Annotated in this window: 16 protein-coding genes; 8 read left to right on the forward strand and 8 right to left on the reverse strand. The window is 61.0% G+C overall.

The window, feature by feature from the left end:
• Positions 1 to 96 precede the first annotated feature (96 nt).
• Entirely contained in the window at positions 97 to 561 is a 465-nt protein-coding gene (locus AC1RAC_RS09060; RefSeq protein ID WP_019817847.1) for a CopD family protein, read from the reverse strand.
• Positions 562 to 660: 99 nt separating this feature from the next.
• Between AC1RAC_RS09060 and dinG the strand changes: the two genes are divergently transcribed.
• The 6 genes from dinG to AC1RAC_RS09090 all read left to right on the forward strand — a co-directional run bounded on the left by dinG (position 661) and on the right by AC1RAC_RS09090 (position 9,119).
• Complete coding sequence (gene dinG / locus AC1RAC_RS09065) at positions 661 to 2,805, forward strand: ATP-dependent DNA helicase DinG (RefSeq protein WP_492616507.1); 2,145 nt, start codon at positions 661 to 663, stop codon at positions 2,803 to 2,805.
• Positions 2,806 to 2,893: 88 nt separating this feature from the next.
• Positions 2,894 to 5,191 (forward strand): beta-galactosidase, encoded by a 2,298-nt coding sequence (locus AC1RAC_RS09070; RefSeq protein WP_060764381.1) that lies wholly within the window; start codon positions 2,894 to 2,896, stop codon positions 5,189 to 5,191.
• Positions 5,192 to 5,273: 82 nt separating this feature from the next.
• A complete protein-coding gene (locus AC1RAC_RS09075; protein ID WP_492616508.1) occupies positions 5,274 to 6,419 on the forward strand; it encodes a serine hydrolase domain-containing protein in 1,146 nt (381 codons plus the stop codon).
• Positions 6,420 to 6,562: 143 nt separating this feature from the next.
• Positions 6,563 to 7,714: an OmpA family protein gene (locus AC1RAC_RS09080; protein ID WP_080757662.1), complete on the forward strand. Its 1,152-nt coding sequence runs from the start codon at positions 6,563 to 6,565 to the stop codon at positions 7,712 to 7,714.
• Positions 7,715 to 7,741: 27 nt separating this feature from the next.
• The gene (gene pdxH, locus AC1RAC_RS09085; protein WP_492616509.1) at positions 7,742 to 8,389 is read left to right on the forward strand and encodes a pyridoxamine 5'-phosphate oxidase; all 648 of its coding nucleotides are present in this window, start codon (positions 7,742 to 7,744) and stop codon (positions 8,387 to 8,389) included.
• Positions 8,390 to 8,654: 265 nt separating this feature from the next.
• Entirely contained in the window at positions 8,655 to 9,119 is a 465-nt protein-coding gene (locus tag AC1RAC_RS09090) for an outer membrane lipoprotein (RefSeq protein ID WP_003189251.1), read from the forward strand.
• A 173-nt stretch (positions 9,120 to 9,292) separates the two neighbouring features.
• Here the strand turns inward: AC1RAC_RS09090 and nhaA are convergent, their stop codons facing one another.
• Entirely contained in the window at positions 9,293 to 10,477 is a 1,185-nt protein-coding gene (gene nhaA, locus AC1RAC_RS09095) for a Na+/H+ antiporter NhaA (RefSeq protein ID WP_072446880.1), read from the reverse strand.
• A gap of 216 nt (positions 10,478 to 10,693) precedes the next feature.
• Here nhaA and AC1RAC_RS09100 point away from each other — a divergent pair, with 216 nt between their 5' ends.
• A complete protein-coding gene (locus tag AC1RAC_RS09100; protein WP_492616510.1) occupies positions 10,694 to 11,788 on the forward strand; it encodes a PLP-dependent cysteine synthase family protein in 1,095 nt (364 codons plus the stop codon).
• A gap of 92 nt (positions 11,789 to 11,880) precedes the next feature.
• On the opposite strand, the gene AC1RAC_RS09105 is transcribed toward AC1RAC_RS09100, so the two are convergent.
• The 3 genes from AC1RAC_RS09105 to AC1RAC_RS09115 form a co-directional block, all read right to left on the reverse strand.
• The gene (locus tag AC1RAC_RS09105) at positions 11,881 to 13,494 is read right to left on the reverse strand and encodes an NAD(P)/FAD-dependent oxidoreductase (RefSeq protein WP_127881188.1); all 1,614 of its coding nucleotides are present in this window, start codon (positions 13,492 to 13,494) and stop codon (positions 11,881 to 11,883) included.
• 106 nt (positions 13,495 to 13,600) lie between these two features.
• The gene (locus tag AC1RAC_RS09110) at positions 13,601 to 14,272 is read right to left on the reverse strand and encodes a COG3650 family protein (protein ID WP_034125947.1); all 672 of its coding nucleotides are present in this window, start codon (positions 14,270 to 14,272) and stop codon (positions 13,601 to 13,603) included.
• 96 nt (positions 14,273 to 14,368) lie between these two features.
• A complete protein-coding gene (locus tag AC1RAC_RS09115) occupies positions 14,369 to 14,968 on the reverse strand; it encodes a short chain dehydrogenase (protein WP_034125948.1) in 600 nt (199 codons plus the stop codon).
• Between the two features lie 218 nt (positions 14,969 to 15,186).
• Here AC1RAC_RS09115 and AC1RAC_RS09120 point away from each other — a divergent pair, with 218 nt between their 5' ends.
• A complete protein-coding gene (locus AC1RAC_RS09120; protein ID WP_054898403.1) occupies positions 15,187 to 16,101 on the forward strand; it encodes a LysR family transcriptional regulator in 915 nt (304 codons plus the stop codon).
• Here the strand turns inward: AC1RAC_RS09120 and AC1RAC_RS09125 are convergent.
• The 3 genes from AC1RAC_RS09125 to bufB are packed head-to-tail and all read right to left on the reverse strand — an operon-like array spanning position 16,092 to position 18,225.
• Positions 16,092 to 16,577: a DoxX family protein gene (locus tag AC1RAC_RS09125; protein WP_096142866.1), complete on the reverse strand. Its 486-nt coding sequence runs from the start codon at positions 16,575 to 16,577 to the stop codon at positions 16,092 to 16,094. The two genes, AC1RAC_RS09120 and AC1RAC_RS09125, sit on opposite strands and share 10 nt — an antisense overlap.
• Entirely contained in the window at positions 16,574 to 17,350 is a 777-nt protein-coding gene (locus tag AC1RAC_RS09130) for an HvfC/BufC N-terminal domain-containing protein (protein WP_492616511.1), read from the reverse strand. The genes AC1RAC_RS09125 and AC1RAC_RS09130 overlap by 4 nt, the downstream gene beginning before the upstream one ends.
• Positions 17,347 to 18,225, reverse strand: coding sequence for an MNIO family bufferin maturase (gene bufB, locus AC1RAC_RS09135; protein WP_492616512.1), 879 nt, complete (start codon positions 18,223 to 18,225; stop codon positions 17,347 to 17,349). The genes AC1RAC_RS09130 and bufB overlap by 4 nt, the downstream gene beginning before the upstream one ends.
• Positions 18,226 to 18,237 lie beyond the last annotated feature (12 nt).

Below are 18,237 nucleotides of genomic sequence, written 5' to 3' on the forward strand. Positions count from 1 at the left end.
ACTCACAGACGCCGCGTTTATTCAGGAAGCACGCGTTATCGTTGACGTTTTTCGCGAGCAAGCTCGCTCCTACACGCGTTAGGGCAAGCCAACAGCTCAGAACATCGGCCGAGCCGAAGCCACCGCCACCACCACCAACCCCACGATCAAATTAATCCCCACCAACCTGCGAATCTGCCCCAGCGCAGCCGCGCCCGCCGGCCAATCCTCAGCCGCCACCGCTGCCTTCAGCTCCGGGAACTTCAAGGCCTGGATGCGGATAAACAACGCCGTCATCACCAGATACAACCCCATCATCACCTGCACATAACGCGGCGCGGTCTCAAAACCACTGAAGCGCAGTTGCAGCAAACCAATGCCGCTGATCGGTAAAAGCACCACCGCCACCCACACCCACACAAAAAAACGTTGAAACACATTTGCCCACAGCTTGAGCCGGGCAGGGCCCTCAAGCGCCGCCATGGCGGCGGGGCGCAGGATCATCCAGGCGAAAAACATGCCGCCGACCCAGATCAAGGCGGCCAGTACATGCAGGGTATAGGCGAGGCTAAACGCGGTCATTGTGGTACTCCGTTCTGCGCGGGATTAATTAGCGGGGTATGATAGCGGCCGATCCGAACCACTGAAAATTTATCCAGCGTTTTTTGCGCCCGACTATCCATGATCAGCACTGAACTCAAAACCACGATCCAGGGCGCCTATTCGCGTTTTCTCGAAGCCAAGAGCTTGAAACCGCGCTACGGCCAACGCCTGATGATCGCCGAAGTGGCAAAAGTCCTCGGGGATATCGACACCGACGACGAAGGCCGCCGCGAGGGTGAGCCTGCGGTAGTGGCCGTCGAGGCCGGTACCGGTACCGGCAAGACCGTGGCCTACAGCCTGGCCGCGATCCCTACGGCCAAGGCTGCTGGCAAGCGATTGGTGATTGCCACCGCTACCGTCGCGCTGCAAGAGCAGATTGTCTACAAAGACTTGCCCGACCTGATGCGCAACAGCGGCTTGAGCTTTACCTTCGCCCTGGCCAAGGGCCGTGGCCGCTATATGTGCCTGTCCAAGCTCGACGTATTGCTGCAGGAAGGCCACGCCCAAACCGCCACCGCCTCCTTGTTCGAAGAAGAAGGTTTCAAGATCGAGGTGGATGAGGCCAGCCAGAAGCTGTTTACCAGCATGATCGAGAAGCTGGCCGGCAACAAATGGGACGGCGACCGCGACAGTTGGCCCACCGCCCTGGAAGATTCAGACTGGGCGCGCCTGACCACCGACCACAGCCAATGCACCAACCGCCATTGCCCCAACTTCGGCCAGTGCGCCTTCTACAAGGCGCGCGAAGGCATGGGCAAGGTAGATGTCATCGTCACCAACCACGATATGGTATTGGCTGACCTGGCCCTGGGTGGCGGTGCGGTACTGCCCGACCCACGCGACACCTTCTATGTGTTCGACGAAGGCCACCACCTGCCAGACAAGGCCATTGGCCATTTCGCCCATTACACCCGCTTGCGCTCCACGGCCGACTGGCTGGAAACCACTGCCAAGAACCTTACCAAATTACTGGCCCAGCACCCGTTGCCCGGCGACCTGGGCAAGTTGATCGAGCAAGTGCCGGAACTGGCGCGCGAGATCAAGACCCAGCAGCAGTTCATGTTCAGCGCCTGCGAGCAGGTGGCGGACTTCAAGCCCGGTGAAGACGTCGAAGGCCGTGAGCGCCCGCGCCATCGTTTTGTCGGCGGGATGATCCCCGAGCACATGCGCGAAATGGGCATCGAGCTGAAGAAAGGCTTTTCACGCCTCACCGACCTGTTCACGCGCCTGACGGACTTGCTCAAGGAAGGCATGGATGGCGAGGTCAATATCGGCATCGCCAGCAACCAGGCCGAAGAGTGGTATCCCTTGTTCGGCAGTTTGCTGTCTCGTTCCCAAGGCAATTGGGAGCTGTGGACCGCCTTTACCGTCGAAGACCCGGAAGACAACCCGCCCATGGCCCGCTGGCTGACGTTGTCGGAAAGCGGTGCGCTGTTCGATATCGAGGTCAACGCCAGTCCGATCCTCGCCGCTGAAATGCTGCGCCGCAACCTGTGGAACGTCGCCTACGGCTGCCTGGTAACCTCGGCCACGCTGACGGCCCTGGGCACCTTTGACCGCTTCCGCATGCGCGCCGGCCTGCCGAAAAAGGCCGTCACCGCCGTGGTACCCAGCCCGTTTCATCACGCTGACGCCGGCGTGCTGCGGGTGCCAGACCTCAAGGCCGACCCACGGGACGCTGCGGCACACACGGCGGCGATCATTCGTGATCTGCCGTCGTTGGTGGAAGGCTCCCGCGGCACCCTGGTGCTGTTCTCGTCGCGCAAACAGATGCAGGACGTGTTCGACGGCCTCGACCGCGACTGGCGCAAGCAGGTGTTTATCCAGGGCAACCTGTCCAAGCAGGAAACCCTGAACAAGCACAAGGCGCGGGTCGACGGTGGGGATTCCAGTGTGTTGTTCGGCCTGGCCAGCTTTGCCGAAGGCGTGGACTTGCCCGGCGCCTACTGTGAACACGTGGTGATCGCCAAAATCCCGTTCTCGGTGCCGGATGACCCGGTCGAGGCCGCACTGGCCGAATGGATCGAAGCCCGGGGCGGCAACCCGTTCATGGAAATCTCGGTGCCGGATGCTTCACTGAAGCTGGTGCAGGCCTGCGGGCGTCTGCTGCGTACCGAAGAAGACCGCGGCACCATCACCTTGCTCGACCGTCGCCTGGTTACCCAGCGCTATGGCAAGGCGATCCTCAATGCATTGCCGCCGTTCAGGCGCGAAATTTCTTAAGCCACCGTGGGCGGATTCGCCCACTCTGTGGTCTATCTCATCACTATCATCAGGCCAGTCATCGGCCGTTTGGGAGAACCTTGTTCGTATGATTCGCACGCTGCCTGCTCTTTTTGCCCTGCTGTTCGCTGCGCCGTTGATGGCGGCGCCCGAGGGGCAACAAACGCTGTTCAACTTCGTCCGGCCGGCCGATGTGGTCAAGGTGGCGACCCAGGACGCCAGCCTGCCGCAATACAATGCCGAACAAACGCCCGAAGGCGAGGTGCTGCGCCGCATCACCTTCAACCCAGCGGCCGAGCCGAGCCTGGTGCTCAGCCCGCAGACGGGGACGTGGGACTGGTCGCAATCGAGCGCCATGAGCCTGCGTATCCAGAGCGCGATGAACTGGGCGCTGACCCTTTACGTCAAGGTGCAGAGCGCCGACGGCAAGACGCTCGTCAGCCGCATCGACCTGCCTGCCGGCCCGGCCCAGACGCTGCTCGTCCCGCTGCAAGCCAACTCACCGCTGAGCCAGGGCATGAAGGCCGGCCCGCCGATGCCGATGACTGTGGATGGCCAACGGGTATTGCTGGCCGCCAGCGCCGGGGAAATCGACCGCAGCCAGGTCGTCTCGGTGACCCTGTCGATGCTCAAGCCCAATGCCGCTCAAAGTATCCTGCTGGAGCGCTTTGGCGTGCAGGACAGCGAGCCGGTATTGAAGGCTGCCTACACTGAACTGGTGGATGCCTATGGCCAATCCAACCGCGCACGCTGGCCGGAGAAGGTCAGCAGTGACGAGCAACTCAAGGCATCGGCCGCCAAGGAAAAACAGCAGCTCAAGACCTGGCTGGCCGAGCGGGACAAGTCCTCCCTGGATCAATACGGTGGCTGGAAGAAGGGCCCGGCCTTCGATGCCAGCGGTTTTTTCCGCACCCAGAAGCGCGACGGCCGCTGGTACCTGGTGACGCCGCAGGGGCATCCGTTCTACTCGCTGGGGGTGAACACCGTGGCGCCGGACAACAGCCAGACCTATGTGGCGGGGCGCGAGTGGATGTTCGCGGCGCTGCCCAAGGCCGGCGAACCCTTTGACAAGTACTACGGCAGCGACGACAGCCGCACCGGCAACGGCGCCGGTGAAGGCCGCGGTTTTGGCTCGGGGCGTTGGTACGATTTCTATGGCGCCAACCTGCAACGCACTTACGGCGGGGACGCGTTGGACCAGCCACGCTGGGTGACCCATACCCTCGATCGCCTGCAAGCCTGGGGCTTCAACACCGTCGGCAACTGGAGCGATCCGGACCTGGCCACTGCCGACCGCGTGCCGTACACCTTGCCGCTGTCGATTGTCGGTGACTATGCCAGCATCAGCACCGGCACCGACTGGTGGGGCGGCATGCCCGACCCGTTCGACCCGCGCTTTGCCATGGCCACCGAGCGCGCAGTGGCTATTGCCGCACGCGATCACCGTGACGATCCTTGGCTGATCGGTTTCTTTGCCGACAACGAACTGGCCTGGGCCGGTCCTGGCGAGGATGCAAAATCCCGCTACGCCCTGGCGTACGGCACCCTGCGCATGACCACCGACGTGCCGGCCAAGCGCGCCTTCCTCAAGCAACTGCGCGATAAATATCGCAATGAAGAGGGCCTTTCCAAAGCCTGGGGTATTCAACTGGCTGGTTGGGAACTGATGGAAGACCCAGGCTTCGAGCCGCCGATGCCCAGCCCTGAACACCCGGAAATCGAAGCCGACTTCAAGTATTTTCAGAAGACCTTCGCCGATGCTTACTTCAAGACCATTTCCGACTCGCTGAAGTGGCACGCACCCAACCAGCTGTTGCTAGGCGGCCGTTTTGCGGTGAGCACGCCCGAGGCCGTCGCTTCGTGCGCGCAGTATTGCGACGTGCTGAGCTTCAACATGTACACCTTGAAACCCCAGGACGGTTACGACTTCGCCGCCCTGCGTGCACTGGACAAACCGGTGCTGATCACCGAATTCAACTTTGGCTCCGCCGACCGCGGCCCGTTCTGGGGCGGCGTGACGCAACTGGCCCGCGAAGAGGACCGCGGCGCGGCCTACTCCGCGTTCCTCAAGCAGGCGGTGGCCGAGCCGTCGATTGTCGGGGTGCACTGGTTCCAGTACCTGGACCAGCCGGTAACCGGGCGTCTGCTGGATGGTGAAAACGGCCATTTCGGCTTGGTCGGCATCACCGATGTACCCTTCCAGGGCTTTGTCGAGACGGTGCGCAAGAGCAACCTGGCCGCGCTCGACCAGTTGGGCCGTGAGGCGCAAAAAGCCAAGGCCACCCAAGCGATGCGTGAAAGTGAAGCCGGCAAGCCGGGGCGCGACGGCAAAGGCGCGGGGCAGGGCGCTGGGCATGCCGGTGGACACGCTGGAAACGGTCATTGATTCATCGTTGACGGGTTCACAAAACCTACAATGGCTGAAAGAATGGCGACCACTTTTCATGGTGTTTTCCGAGGGGACTTAGGTGCAGATTCAGGGTCATTACGAGCTGCAGTTCGAAGCGGTGCGCGAAGCCTTCGCCGCCCTGTTCGATGATCCTCAGGAGCGTGGTGCCGGGCTGTGCATCCAGATCGGCGGGCAAACCGTCGTCGACCTGTGGGCCGGTACTGCCGACAAGGACGGTGCCGAGGCCTGGCACAGCGATACCATCGTCAACCTGTTCTCCTGCACCAAGACCTTCACGGCAGTGACTGCCCTGCAACTGGTGGCCGAAGGCAAGCTCAAGCTCGATGCGCCGGTAGCCGAGTACTGGCCGGAGTTTGCCGCTGCTGGCAAGGACGCGATCACGCTGCGCCAGTTGCTCTGCCACCAGGCCGGGCTGCCCGCCATCCGCGAAATGCTGCCTACCGAAGCGTTGTACGACTGGCAATTGATGGTCGATACCCTGGCGGCAGAAGCCCCGTGGTGGACACCGGGCCAGGGCCACGGCTATGAGGCGATCACCTACGGCTGGCTGGTTGGTGAACTGTTGCGTCGCGCCGACGGGCGCGGGCCGGGGGAGTCGATCGTGGCGCGGGTGGCACGGCCATTGGGGTTGGACTTCCATGTAGGCCTGGCGGATGAAGAGTTTTATCGCGTCGCTCATATAGCGCGCAGCAAAGGCACTATGGGGGATGAAACCGCGCAACGGTTACTTCAAGTAATGATGCGCGAGCCGGCGGCGATGACTACCCGTGCATTTGCCAATCCACCGTCTATTCTGACCAGCACTAATAAGCCTGAATGGCGACGCATGCAGCAGCCTGCGGCGAATGGCCACGGTAATGCACGCAGCCTGGCCGGGTTTTATAGTGGTTTGTTGGACGGTAGTTTGCTGGAAAGCGACATGCTCGAACAATTGACCCGCGAGCACAGTATCGGGCTGGATAAAACCTTATTGACCCAAACCCGCTTCGGCCTGGGCTGCATGTTGGATCAACCGCAGTTGCCCAATGCCACGTTCGGCCTCGGACCTCGTGCATTCGGGCATCCCGGGGCAGGGGGCTCAGTCGGGTTTGCCGACCCTGAACATGATGTAGCCTTCGGTTTTGTGACTAATACCCTGGGTCCCTACGTACTTATGGACCCGCGGGCCCAGAAGTTGGTCGGAATATTGGCCGGTTGTCTATAAACCCCTTGCTGTTTCACAATTTTTTGTTACAAAGGCAAGTATAAAAAAGATGCTGAACGACATGTTGTAACTTGAATGTTCTTTTAGCGTCTGTTTAACGGGTCCTGCGACCCTCTGGTTTTTTCTCATTTTGTGGATATCTCATGTTATCGAACAAGTCTTTGGCACTGGCGCTGTGCCTCACTATTACGGGTTGTGCACAAACTCCACAAAATGATGCCGAAGGTGGGCATTGGTGGTCATTTGGATCTGACAAAACCGCGACCAAGGATCCAGTGGCCCAGACCGACGCCAAGTCGGATGCCAAACCCGACGCCAAGCCGGCCGCCGGTGCCAAGCCTGTTGAGCCTGTCACCGCTGCTGCCGCTGCCCCGGCTGCCAAAGCCGACACCGGTTACAGCTGGTGGCCGTTTTCCACCAAGAGTGCCGAAGACAAAGCCGCCGACGCCAAGGCCGACCTGAAAGCCGACCTCAAGGCGGCAACCCCGGCCTCGGACGCCGCACCTGTCGTCGCCAAGACCGACAGCGAGCCGCGCTGGTGGTGGCCGTTCGAAAGCAAGCCAAAGCCATTGGCCAAGGTCGATGTGACCAATGTACAAATGCCTGACCCGAAGATTACCCAAGCCTGGCTGGACGAATACGAACCACGCCTGCGTGCCGCCATTAAGGACAGCAACCTGCAACTGGAGCGCCGTGACAACACCCTGGTGGTGATTGCCCCGGTAGACGGCTCCTACAACCCGAAGCGTCCGGCCATGTTGCTGCCGGTGACCCTGGGCCCGTTCACGCGGGTGGCCAAGGCCGTCGAAGCTGACCCGAAGACCGCCGTACTGGTGCTGGGCCACGTTGATGCCACGGGCAGCGCCCCGGCCAGCCAGGCGTTGAGCAAGGAGCGTGCGCAGTCCATTGCCTCGATTTTCAGCCTGAGTGGTCTGAAACAGGATCGCTTGATGCTGCGTGGCATGGGCGACCTTATGCCGCGTGCCGCCAACGACAGCAATCAGGGGCGTGCGCTGAACCGTCGCATGGAAATCATGTTCACTCAGCGTACAACGATGTTGGCACTGCTGAGCAAGTACAACTCCGGCAAGACCCCGCCCGTAGCCGAAATGGTCGCGGTGCAGAATGTGCCTGCGCCAGCACCGGCGGCCAAAGCGCCTGCCAAAAAGGCCACGGCCAAGAAAGCGGCGGCCAAGCCAGCGGCTAAAAAGGCTGCGGCCAAGCCGGCTGCGAAGAAACCTGCCACGGCAAAAGCCAAGGCGGCACCCGCTTCGAACGACCAGGCGAAGAACTGAGCTGTTGAACCACAAGGATAAAGCCGCATGACCCAGGCACTGGCCGATATGCGCCGTGACTACACACGGGACGGTTTGAGCGAGGCCCAGGCCCCGGACGAGCCGTTTGCGTTGTTCCACCAATGGTTTGCTGATGCGGTGAAAACCGAACAGCCGCCAGTGGAGGCCAATGCCATGACGCTGGCGACAGTGGATCAGGACGGTCGCCCGCACTGCCGCATCCTGCTGCTCAAGGGCCTGGATGCACAGGGCTTTACCTTCTTCACCAACTATCAGAGCGCCAAGGGTGAACAACTCGCGGCGCGGCCGTTTGCGGCCATGACCTTCTTCTGGCCAACCCTGGAGCGCCAGGTACGCATTGAAGGGCGCGTGGTCAAGGTCACGCCTGAAGAGTCGGATGCTTATTATCAGGTGCGCCCGTTGGGCAGCCGCCTGGGTGCCTGGGCCTCTCCGCAGAGCAAAGTCATTCGTGATCGCGATGAGCTGCAGGCGCTGCTCAAGGCCACTGAAGAGCGTTTCAGCGATACCCAGCCCGATTGCCCCGAGCACTGGGGAGGGTACCGTTTACTGCCTGAGCGCATCGAGTTCTGGCAAGGCCGCGCCAGCCGCCTGCATGATCGCCTCAACTACCGCTTGCAAGACGGCCAATGGTGCCGCGAGCGCCTGGCGCCCTGAGCGTCACCTTTCGTCATCCCACCTGAATCAACACCGTTGCGTCGAAGTCTCTGTTCAAGAGACTTCGGACGCTTTCGGCTGTGCGGCTACACTGATCGAGCCGGTTATGGCATCGTTCCGTACCCTGGCTTGGTTACCGTTCGTCGAGTTCTCTGGTGCTGGCAGTCTGTACTCAGGCTGAATGAAAGCAAGTTTCTGCCTGGTGCGCCGTGACACGCGCCAAGCCACAGCGTTTAATGAATACCTGTCCTTTGGAGTTGATGCTATGCGTAAGTCCGTTTTACTAGTTGCCTGCTTTACCACCCTGTCGTTGCTGTTGGGTGGCTGCGCCTCGAGTCTGACCGGCGACTCGTACTCTCGTGATGAGGCGCGTCGTGTACAGACCGTTCGCATGGGCACCATCGAATCCCTGCGTCCGGTGAAGATCGAAGGCACCAAGACCCCAATCGGCGGCGCCGCGGGCGCAGTCATCGGCGGCGTTGGCGGCAGCGCCATCGGTGGCGGCCGTGGCAGCATCGTTACTGCTGTGATCGGCGCAGTTGCGGGCGGCCTGCTGGGCTCGGCCACCGAAGAAGGCCTGACCCGTACCCAGGGTGTGGAAATCACCGTGCGCGAAGACGACGGCAGCATGCGTGCCTACGTACAAGCCGTGCAGGAAAATGAAATCTTCCGCATTGGTGACCGCGTACGCATCATGACCGTCGACGGTACCAGCCGCGTTACTCGCTAAGCCTTGAGCTACAGGCGAAGAAAAACCCCCAACCGGGTGACCGGTTGGGGGTTTTTTTTGTAGGAGCGAGCTTGCTCGCGAAAAACGTTAACGATAACGCGTGCTCAATGAATGAACGCGGCGCCTCTAAGTTTTTCGCAAGCAAGCTCGCTCCTACAACTGACTGACTTCAATCATTCAACGGCCGCTTTCTTGCGACTTGCCATCGCCGTCACCGCATACCCGATGAAGGCCGCCAGGATCGACCCGGTCAGAATCCCCATGCGATCTTCACCGGCAAACTCACTGGCGCCCGGCACAAACGCCAGGGAGCCGACAAACAGGCTCATGGTGAAGCCGATCCCGCACAGGATCGCCACGCCCAGTACCTGGCCCCAATTGGCGCCGCTGGGCAGTGAGGCGATGCCGGTCTTGATCGCCAGCCAGGTGAGGCCGAACACACCGACTGTCTTGCCGATCAACAGGCCCGCGGCGATGCCCATGGGCACGGAGTGGGTGAAGCTCTCCAGGCTGACACCGGTGAGTGACACACCGGCATTGGCGAACGCGAACAGCGGCAGGATGGCGTAGGCCACCCAGGGGTGCAGGGCGTGTTCCAGGCTCAGCAGCGGTGAGGTTTCGGCATTCTTGGTGCGCAGTGGAATGCAGAACGCCAGGGTTACACCCGCCAAGGTCGCATGCACACCGCTCTTGAGCACGCACACCCACAGGATCAGGCCGATGATCATATACGGCCCCAGCTTGATCACGCCCAGGCGGTTCATCGCAATCAGCGCAATCAAGCACGCCCCCGCGCCCGCCAGGGATGCCGTGGACAAGTCAGCGGAATAGAACAAGGCAATGACGATGATGGCGCCAAGGTCATCAATGATCGCCAGGGTCATCAGGAACAGCTTCAGCGACACTGGTACGCGCTTGCCCAGCAGGGCCAGAACGCCCAGCGCAAAGGCAATGTCGGTGGCCATGGGGATCGCCCAGCCGGCCAGGGCGGCCGGGTTGTCCTTGTTAAGCGCCCAGTAGATCAGCGCCGGCACAACCATGCCGCCGATGGCCGCTGCGCCAGGCAGCACCACTTGCGAAGGCTTGGACAGGTGACCATCCAGCAGCTCACGCTTGACCTCCAGGCCGATCAGCAGGAAAAACAGGGCCATCAGGCCATCGTTGATCCAAAGCAGCGCCGGCTTGGCGATTTTCAAAGCGCCAACCTGAGCCACCACCGGCGTGTCGAGAAAGGCGTTGTACAGGTGCGACAACGGTGAGTTGTTGATAATCAGCGCCAAAGCGGCAGCGGCGATCAACAACAGACCACTGGCGGCTTCCAGCTGGAAGAAACGGGTGAAAGTGCTACGCAGAGGCAAGGGATGCTCTCCAATCCAGGTTCAATAGGTGGGTACCCTAACCCGTACCGTTAGTTGTTAAAACAAAAGTTATATTCTTATTTGTTATAAGTGGTTGGCCGGAACATCGGTGGGTTAAAGACTAGCAATTGTGTGTCCAATTGCGTCGTCACTGTATCTGTGTGAAGCGTGGGAAACATCCTAAGATCACCGCTGAAAACCTTTAGAGAAGCCACCATGAGCGACCACCGTACCTGGGCCCGCGAAGCCATTCGTATCATTGAAGCGGACTTCCAGCGGAGCGCCGATACCCACCTGATCCCGCTGCCATTACCGGGTTTGCCAGGCATCGAGTTGTACTTCAAGGATGAGTCCAGCCACCCCACCGGCAGCCTGAAACACCGGCTGGCGCGCTCGTTGTTCCTGTATGCGCTGTGCAATGGTTGGCTCAAGCCTGGCGCCCCCGTTATTGAAGCGTCCAGCGGCTCCACCGCGATCTCGGAAGCCTACTTCGCGCGCTTGCTCGGCTTGCCGTTCATTGCCGTCATGCCCGCTACCACGTCCCAAGAGAAGATCGCCCAGATTGCCTTCTATGGTGGCAAGAGCCATCTGGTCCAGGACCCGACGCAGATCTACGCCGAATCCGAACGCCTGGCCCAGGAAAGCGGTGGTCACTTCATGGACCAGTTCACTTACGCCGAACGTGCCACCGACTGGCGGGCGAACAACAACATCGCCGAATCGATCTTCCAGCAGATGCGCTTTGAACAGCACCCGGAGCCGAGTTGGTTGATTTCCAGCCCTGGCACCGGCGGCACCACCGCGACCCTGGGCCGCTATGTGCGTTATCGCCAGCATTGCACCCGGGTGTTGTGTGCCGATGCCGAACGCTCGGTGTTCTTCGACTTCTACCAGAGTGGTGACGCCAGCCTGCGCCTGGACTGTGGCTCACGGATTGAAGGGATTGGTCGCCCACGGGTGGAGGCCTCGTTTCTGCCGGCGGTGATTGACGCCATGGTCAAGGTACCGGATGCATTGTCCCTGGCGGCCATGCATTACCTGGCTGAGCATTTGGGACGACGGGTTGGCGGGTCCAGCGGGACCAACCTGATCGGTGCGCTGATGGCGGCGCAACAGATGAAAGCGGCGGGGGAGTCGGGGTCGATCGTTGCGATCTTGTGCGATGGTGGTGAGCGCTATGCCACGACCTATTACGATCAAGCGTGGCTGGCGGGGCAGGGCTATGAGCTGGAAGGGTTGATCGCGGCGGTTGCGGCGAGTGTCGAACGCGGTGAGGCGCTACCCGATAACATCCTGCGCGCTAATATCTGACAAGCAGCGCCAAGTTGTAAGCTCCAAGCTACAAGAAAAGCAGGATGCATACCTGTTTTTAGCTTGTGGCTTGAAGCTTACAACTCGAAGCTTCAACCGTGGATGCCGAGCATATCCCGCGCCAACGCCTCGGCGATCCGAATCCCGTCGACACCCGCCGAGAGAATCCCACCGGCATACCCCGCGCCTTCTCCGGCCGGGAACAAGCCTTTGACGTTCAGGCTCTGCATCGACTCGTTGCGGGTAATGCGCAGTGGTGACGAGGTGCGGGTCTCGATGCCGGTCAGCACCGCATCGTGCAGCGAGTAGCCTTTGATCTGCTTCTCGAACGCCGGCAAGGCTTCGCGGATGGCTTCGATGGCGAAATCCGGCAGGGCCAGGGCCAGGTCACCCAGCGACACGCCGGGTTTGTAGGACGGCTCCACACTGCCCAGCGCGGTGGAGGGTTTTCCGGCGATGAAGTCACCTACCAGTTGCGCCGGGGCCTCGTAGTTGCTGCCGCCGAGGATGTAGGCGTGGGACTCCAGGCGCTCCTGCAACTCGATACCGGCCAGCGGGCCACCCGGGTAATCCACCTCGGGGGTAATCCCTACCACGATGCCAGAGTTGGCATTGCGCTCGTTACGTGAGTATTGGCTCATGCCGTTGGTCACGACGCGATGGGGCTCCGAGGTCGCAGCCACGACAGTGCCGCCGGGGCACATGCAGAAGCTGTAGACCGAACGGCCGTTCTTGGCGTGGTGCACCAGCTTGTAGTCCGCAGCACCCAGCTTCGGGTGGCCGGCGTATTTACCCAGGCGTGCGGCGTCGATCAGCGACTGTGGGTGTTCGATACGGAAACCCACCGAGAACGGCTTGGCTTCCATGTACACGCCACGGTCGTGGAGCATGCGGAAGGTGTCCCGGGCGCTGTGGCCCAGGGCAAGAATCACGTGCTTGGAGAGGATCTGCTCGCCGCCGTCGATGACCACGCCGTTCAACTGGCCGTCTTCGATCAACACGTCGGTGACCCGCTGCTCGAAGCGCACTTCACCGCCCAGGGCGATGATCTGCTCGCGCATGTTTTCCACCACGCCGGTCAGGCGGAAGGTGCCGATGTGGGGCTTGCTGACGTAGAGAATTTCTTCCGGCGCGCCGGCCTTGACGAACTCGTGCAGCACTTTGCGACCGTGGAATTTCGGGTCCTTGATCTGGCTGTACAGCTTGCCGTCGGAGAAGGTGCCTGCGCCGCCTTCACCGAATTGCACGTTGGACTCGGGGTTGAGCACGCTTTTGCGCCACAGGCCCCAGGTGTCCTTGGTGCGTTGGCGCACTTCCTTGCCGCGCTCGAGGATGATCGGCTTGAAGCCCATCTGTGCCAGCAGCAGCCCGGCGAAAATCCCGCAGGGACCGAAGCCCACCACGATTGGCCGCTCAGCCAGGCCTTCCGGCGCCTGGCCCACCACCTTGTAGCTGACATCCGGTGCCGGGTTGACGTTGCGGTCGTCGGCAAACTTGAGCAGCAAGGCGGCTTCACCCTTCGCGTTCAGGTCGACGGTGTAGATGAAGCACAGCTCAGAGGTCTTTTTACGCGCATCGTAGCTGCGTTTGAACAGGGTGAAATCGAGCAGGTCATCACTGGCGATGCCCAGGCGCTGCACGATGGCCGTGCGCAGGTCTTCTTCGGGATGGTCGATGGGCAGCTTGAGTTCGGTGATTCGTAACATGACAGGATCCGGTAGGCGGCGGGCAAGGAGGCCGGCTGTTTTGCAAACCGGCGATTATAAGCCCCAATGGCAAGTTTCCGTCAGGTTAAAACAGCACAGGGCCTAATCAGTCGTCCCGCGAGCCGCCGAATGCTGCGCAACCACGCTGCACCTGGCCGTTCACGCGCAACTCGGCGCTCATGTGTTGCAGGCTGCCGCTCACACTGTCGACGCAGCGCTGGGGCGCCACCCACAGTTCGATGTGCTGGTTGTTGGCTTCAGTCATCAGATTGAAGCGGCCGTCGCCCAGTTGTTCCTCGACGTAGGGTACTGCCAACGGTGGATGGCCTTCGCGTTCCAGCACCATACCCTTGGCCGTGACATTCATTGCCCAGGCGGGTTTATGGCCGTTGGCCCGCAGGATCATGCGCTTGAAGTCCGGGTCGGAGCACGCTGAAGTCGAGCGTTCGACGCGATACAGCTGTTGCAGGTCCACTGAACCCTGGGTGCCGCTGGCGACCCCGGAAAACTTGCCGCGCAGGTCGGCAAACAGCTTGCCCTGCTGGCCGGCCAGCGAGGCGGCTTCCTGCAGGACGCTGGTGCCGCCGGTGTCGTTGACCACGTAGCTACGCTGGTCGCCGCACGGCTGGAACAGCAGTTTGCCGTCCACCGCGGTCAACTCACCCTGCATACGGGTCAGCCCGACAGTCGATGGCTTGGCCGGCTCGCTTTCGAACAATTGGCAGGCGGCGAATACAGGAAGCAAGGCAAACAGGACGAGGGTACGGGCGGCGCGCATTATCGGGTCTCCAGGCAAGTGCCGCCACGTTACGCAGGCTGGCCGTGCATCACAAGCCCGCTTGCCAGCTTCAGGCGTTTCTTACAGCACTCACCCTCACCCCACGATAAAGGTCTGACCAGTTTGTAGGCCCTCGACGCTTTTGGCGTAAGCCAGCGCTACATCGGCGGCGGGGGCAGGTTTGTAGCCACGGAAATAAGGGGCATAGCTGCCCATGGCTTCCAGTAGTACCGTCGGGCTGACCGAGTTGATACGCAGGCCGCGAGGCAATTCAATGGCCGCCGCTTTGACGAAGGCGTCCAGAGCACCGTTGACCAAGGCCGCCGAAGCGCCGGTACGGATCGGATCACGGTTCAGGATGCCGCTGGTGAACGTGAACGAAGCACCGTCGTTGGCGTACTCACGGCCGATCAACAGCAGGTTGACCTGGCCCATCAGCTTGTCACGCAGGCCCAGTTCGAAATCGCTGTCGTTCATGTCTGCCAGGGGCACGAAGTTGACGCTGCCTGCCGCGCAGATCAGGGCGTCGAACTTACCGGTCTGCTCGAACAGCTTACGGATCGAGGCGCTATCGCTGATATCCACCTGGAAGTCACCGCTGGTGCGGCCGATGCTGATCACTTCGTGGCGCTGGGCCAGTTCCGCCTTGACCGCTGAACCGATGGTGCCGCTGGCACCGATCAATAGGATTTTCATCGTGCTGTTCCTCTGGGGCTGATTTCCTGCAGGGGCAAGCGTGCTCGCGAAAAACTCAAGGTCGCCGGCGTGTAGTCAGGCTTACCGCGTGATCGTTGACGTTCTTCGCGAGCAAGCTCGCTCCTACAGGGGTTGGGATTTGCGTTCAGTCTAGTGTGGCTTTTTAATTGGATAAACGTGCTAATAGGCAACCTTTGGTTTTCAAATGGAAACAGTCCATGAGCGAAATGGATGACCTGGCGGCGTTCGCCGTGCTGATCGAAGCCGGCAGTTTCACCGTGGCGGCCGCACAATTGGGCTGCAGCAAAGGGCAGTTGTCCAAGCGCATCAGCCAGTTGGAAGCGCAGTTTGCCGTGGTTTTGCTGCACCGCACCACGCGCAAGCTGAGCCTGACTGCTGCCGGCGCGGCGTTGCTGCCCCAGGCACAAGCATTGGTGGTGCAGGTGGAACGCGCCCGCCAGGCATTGGCGCGGCTCAAAGATGATTTGGCTGGCCCTGTGCGTATGACCGTTCCAGTGTCGTTGGGTGAAACCTTCTTCGATGGCTTGCTGATGGAGTTCTCCAAGCAATACCCGCAGGTGCAGATCGAGCTGGAGCTCAATAACAACTACCGAGACTTGGCACGGGATGGTTTTGACTTGGGGGTACGGTCGGGCGCCATCGAACATGAACGCTTGGTGGCTAAACCTTTGCTGGCCTGGCATGAGATGACCTGCGCCAGCCCGGCTTATCTGGAACAGCATGGCGAGCCGCAGACCCCAGCGGACCTGGCGGCGCACAGCTGTTTGCTCAACAGTCATTACAGTGGCCGCGAGGAGTGGTTGTACCACCAGCAACACGAATTGCTGCGGGTAAAGGTGAGCGGCACCTTCGCCTCCAACCACTACAACCTGTTGAAAAAAGCAGCGTTGGTCGGCGCCGGTATTGCCCGCCTGCCGTCCTACGTTCTACCCACGGAGCTGGCTGACGGCCGATTGCGCTGGCTGCTGCGCGATTATCAGACACGCAGCATGCCGATGTACTTGGTGCATCCCTACCAGGGCGGTTTGCCTCGGCGTACCCAGGTGTTGGCCGACTACCTGGTGGACTGGTTCAAGCGCAGCGGCGAAGCGCTGGATCGGCTTCAGCGATAACGACGGGCAATCAGGTAGTCGATGGACAGGCAGCCCGGGCCTTTGGCAAGCAACAACAATAACAGCGCAAGCCAGGTGCCGTGAGTGGGGTAGGCGTCAGGGTAGACGAACAGCTGGATGGTCAAGGTCATGCCTATCAAGGCCAGGGCCGAGAAGCGCGTGGCGAACCCCAGCAGAATCAATACCGGAAAAAAGTGCTCGGCAAAGGTTGCCAGGTGCGCGGCCACCTCTGGCGACAGCAGAGGTAATTGGTATTCGCTGCGAAACAAAAAGAGCGTCGAGGCGGCGAGTTTGGGCTCACCCCATTGGAAGGTGCCGCTGATCAGGTCAATGGCAAAGCCTTCGACCTTGGTCTGGCCAGACTTCCAGAACACCGCCGCAATGGAGAAGCGCGCGATAAAGGCGATCAGGCTGTAGGGGATTTTTTCAAACAGTGCGACGGTTCGTTTTACCAGGCAGGGAGCGGGAAAGTTCATGGCGATACCTCTGGTTGCAGATGCAAATGGGTGATGGCGTCGTGGCTGATCAACAGCGTGAGACATAGGTGCAAGTCGAATTCGTCAGAGGCTTTCAGGGCATCAGCTATGGCCATTTCCAGCCCTGCGCCTTGGTTGAGTCGGTTGATAAAGGTCACAGACCCGCGGTCGATGGCGAATACCTTGACCACCAACCCTTGGCGCAAGACCAGCCCGCCTTGGGCATGCCAGGGGTTCAAGCTGGCGATGGCCCCGTCGGCCTGGTGCGCCGCCCAAACCGATACCACCGCGTAGGACGATTCCAGCGTGGCAAGTGACGGATGCAGTCCTACACGCAGTTGCCCCAGTTGTACGCAACCTTGCAGTTGCCGAAGTACGCTGTGCTGATCCAGAACCTGGCAATCCGCCGCGTGATAAGCGCGGACCCTCAAGCGTTCCAGCCGGGCGACATCGGCCAGGTAGGGCACGCTCCAGGCTGGTTCGAAACCCTGGATAAAGTCAGCGAACGTGCCGCCGTACTCATTGATCAAGGGGCTGGTGGGCGGGTGGGCCTGGGCATACAGGCCGGCCATGGCGCGGAAAAACTCATCGCCGACCAGTTGCCGCGCCACCGGGTAGGCGGCTGCCAAAGCATTGATCAAAGCGCTATGGACATTGTTTCGATACACCGCAAAGCGGCTCGCCGGTTCAGCACCGTTGCTGCTGAACACGCCCTCGGGGCAGGTTGCTTGCGGGGCCAGTAAAGCCTCGGCGAATGTTTGCTGAATGCTCATCGGGCCACCTGCGACAAATACCATTCGGCCTGCCGGGCCTCTGCTTGCAACACGCTGAACGCGGGCACCTGGTTATCCCGCTCGATCAGCGTCGCCACCGCTCCGGTCCGCGCCAGTACCTGTGCGTAAAGCTGCCACACGGCGTTATCGATCGGCGCGCCGTGGTCATCAATCAGCAGGCGGTCGCCCAGGCTGTCGATGTCTTCGGCAAAACCGGCCAGATGAATCTCACCCACTGCGTGCAATGGCAAGGCATCGATGTAGGTCAGCGGGTCGCGCTGATGATTGATGCAGGACACGTAGACGTTGTTGACGTCGAGCAGCAGGCCGCAACCAGTACGGCGGACTATCTGGCTGATGAAGTCGGTTTCGTCCAGGGTAGAGCGCTGGAACTGCAGGTAAGTGGAGGGGTTTTCCAACAGCATCGGCCGCTTGAGCGTGCTCTGTACCTGATCCACGTGTTCGCATACCCGCTCCAGGGTGCAGGCGTCGTAGGCCAGGGGCAGCAAGTCGTTGAGAAACACCGGGCCGTGGCTGGACCAGGCCAGGTGTTCGGAAAAAGACTGGGGTTGATAGCGTTCGATCAGCGTGGCCAGGCGTGCCAGGTGCTCGCGATCCAAGGGGGCTTCGCCGCCGATGGACAGGCCGACGCCGTGCAGTGACAGGGGGTACTGCGCACGAATCAACCCCAGGTAGTGATGAAACGGGCCGCCGGCCACCATGTAGTTTTCGGCGTGTACTTCGAAAAAACCGATGTCGGGGCGGGTCTCGAGAACCTCGCTGAAGTGCTCGGTCTTGAGCCCCAGCCCGGCCCGATAGGGGAGGCCGGGCACCTGAGCCGGTGAGACCGCGTGTTGGGCTGTAGGCGTCATCATCAGTACTCAGGC

Source organism: Pseudomonas sp. GW823-FHT02F05, from assembly GCF_058797315.1.

Coding starts and splice junctions, on each gene's coding strand:
- AC1RAC_RS09125 (WP_096142866.1), bottom strand. CDS start 16,577: ATGAACTTTCCCGCTCCCTGCCTGGTAAAACGAACCGTCGCACTGTTT.
- pdxH (WP_492616509.1), top strand. CDS start 7,742: ATGACCCAGGCACTGGCCGATATGCGCCGTGACTACACACGGGACGGT.
- AC1RAC_RS09060 (WP_019817847.1), bottom strand. CDS start 561: ATGACCGCGTTTAGCCTCGCCTATACCCTGCATGTACTGGCCGCCTTG.
- dinG (WP_492616507.1), top strand. CDS start 661: ATGATCAGCACTGAACTCAAAACCACGATCCAGGGCGCCTATTCGCGT.
- AC1RAC_RS09130 (WP_492616511.1), bottom strand. CDS start 17,350: ATGAGCATTCAGCAAACATTCGCCGAGGCTTTACTGGCCCCGCAAGCA.
- AC1RAC_RS09105 (WP_127881188.1), bottom strand. CDS start 13,494: ATGTTACGAATCACCGAACTCAAGCTGCCCATCGACCATCCCGAAGAA.
- AC1RAC_RS09120 (WP_054898403.1), top strand. CDS start 15,187: ATGAGCGAAATGGATGACCTGGCGGCGTTCGCCGTGCTGATCGAAGCC.
- bufB (WP_492616512.1), bottom strand. CDS start 18,225: ATGATGACGCCTACAGCCCAACACGCGGTCTCACCGGCTCAGGTGCCC.
- AC1RAC_RS09080 (WP_080757662.1), top strand. CDS start 6,563: ATGTTATCGAACAAGTCTTTGGCACTGGCGCTGTGCCTCACTATTACG.
- AC1RAC_RS09115 (WP_034125948.1), bottom strand. CDS start 14,968: ATGAAAATCCTATTGATCGGTGCCAGCGGCACCATCGGTTCAGCGGTC.
- AC1RAC_RS09090 (WP_003189251.1), top strand. CDS start 8,655: ATGCGTAAGTCCGTTTTACTAGTTGCCTGCTTTACCACCCTGTCGTTG.
- AC1RAC_RS09110 (WP_034125947.1), bottom strand. CDS start 14,272: ATGCGCGCCGCCCGTACCCTCGTCCTGTTTGCCTTGCTTCCTGTATTC.
- AC1RAC_RS09070 (WP_060764381.1), top strand. CDS start 2,894: ATGATTCGCACGCTGCCTGCTCTTTTTGCCCTGCTGTTCGCTGCGCCG.
- AC1RAC_RS09100 (WP_492616510.1), top strand. CDS start 10,694: ATGAGCGACCACCGTACCTGGGCCCGCGAAGCCATTCGTATCATTGAA.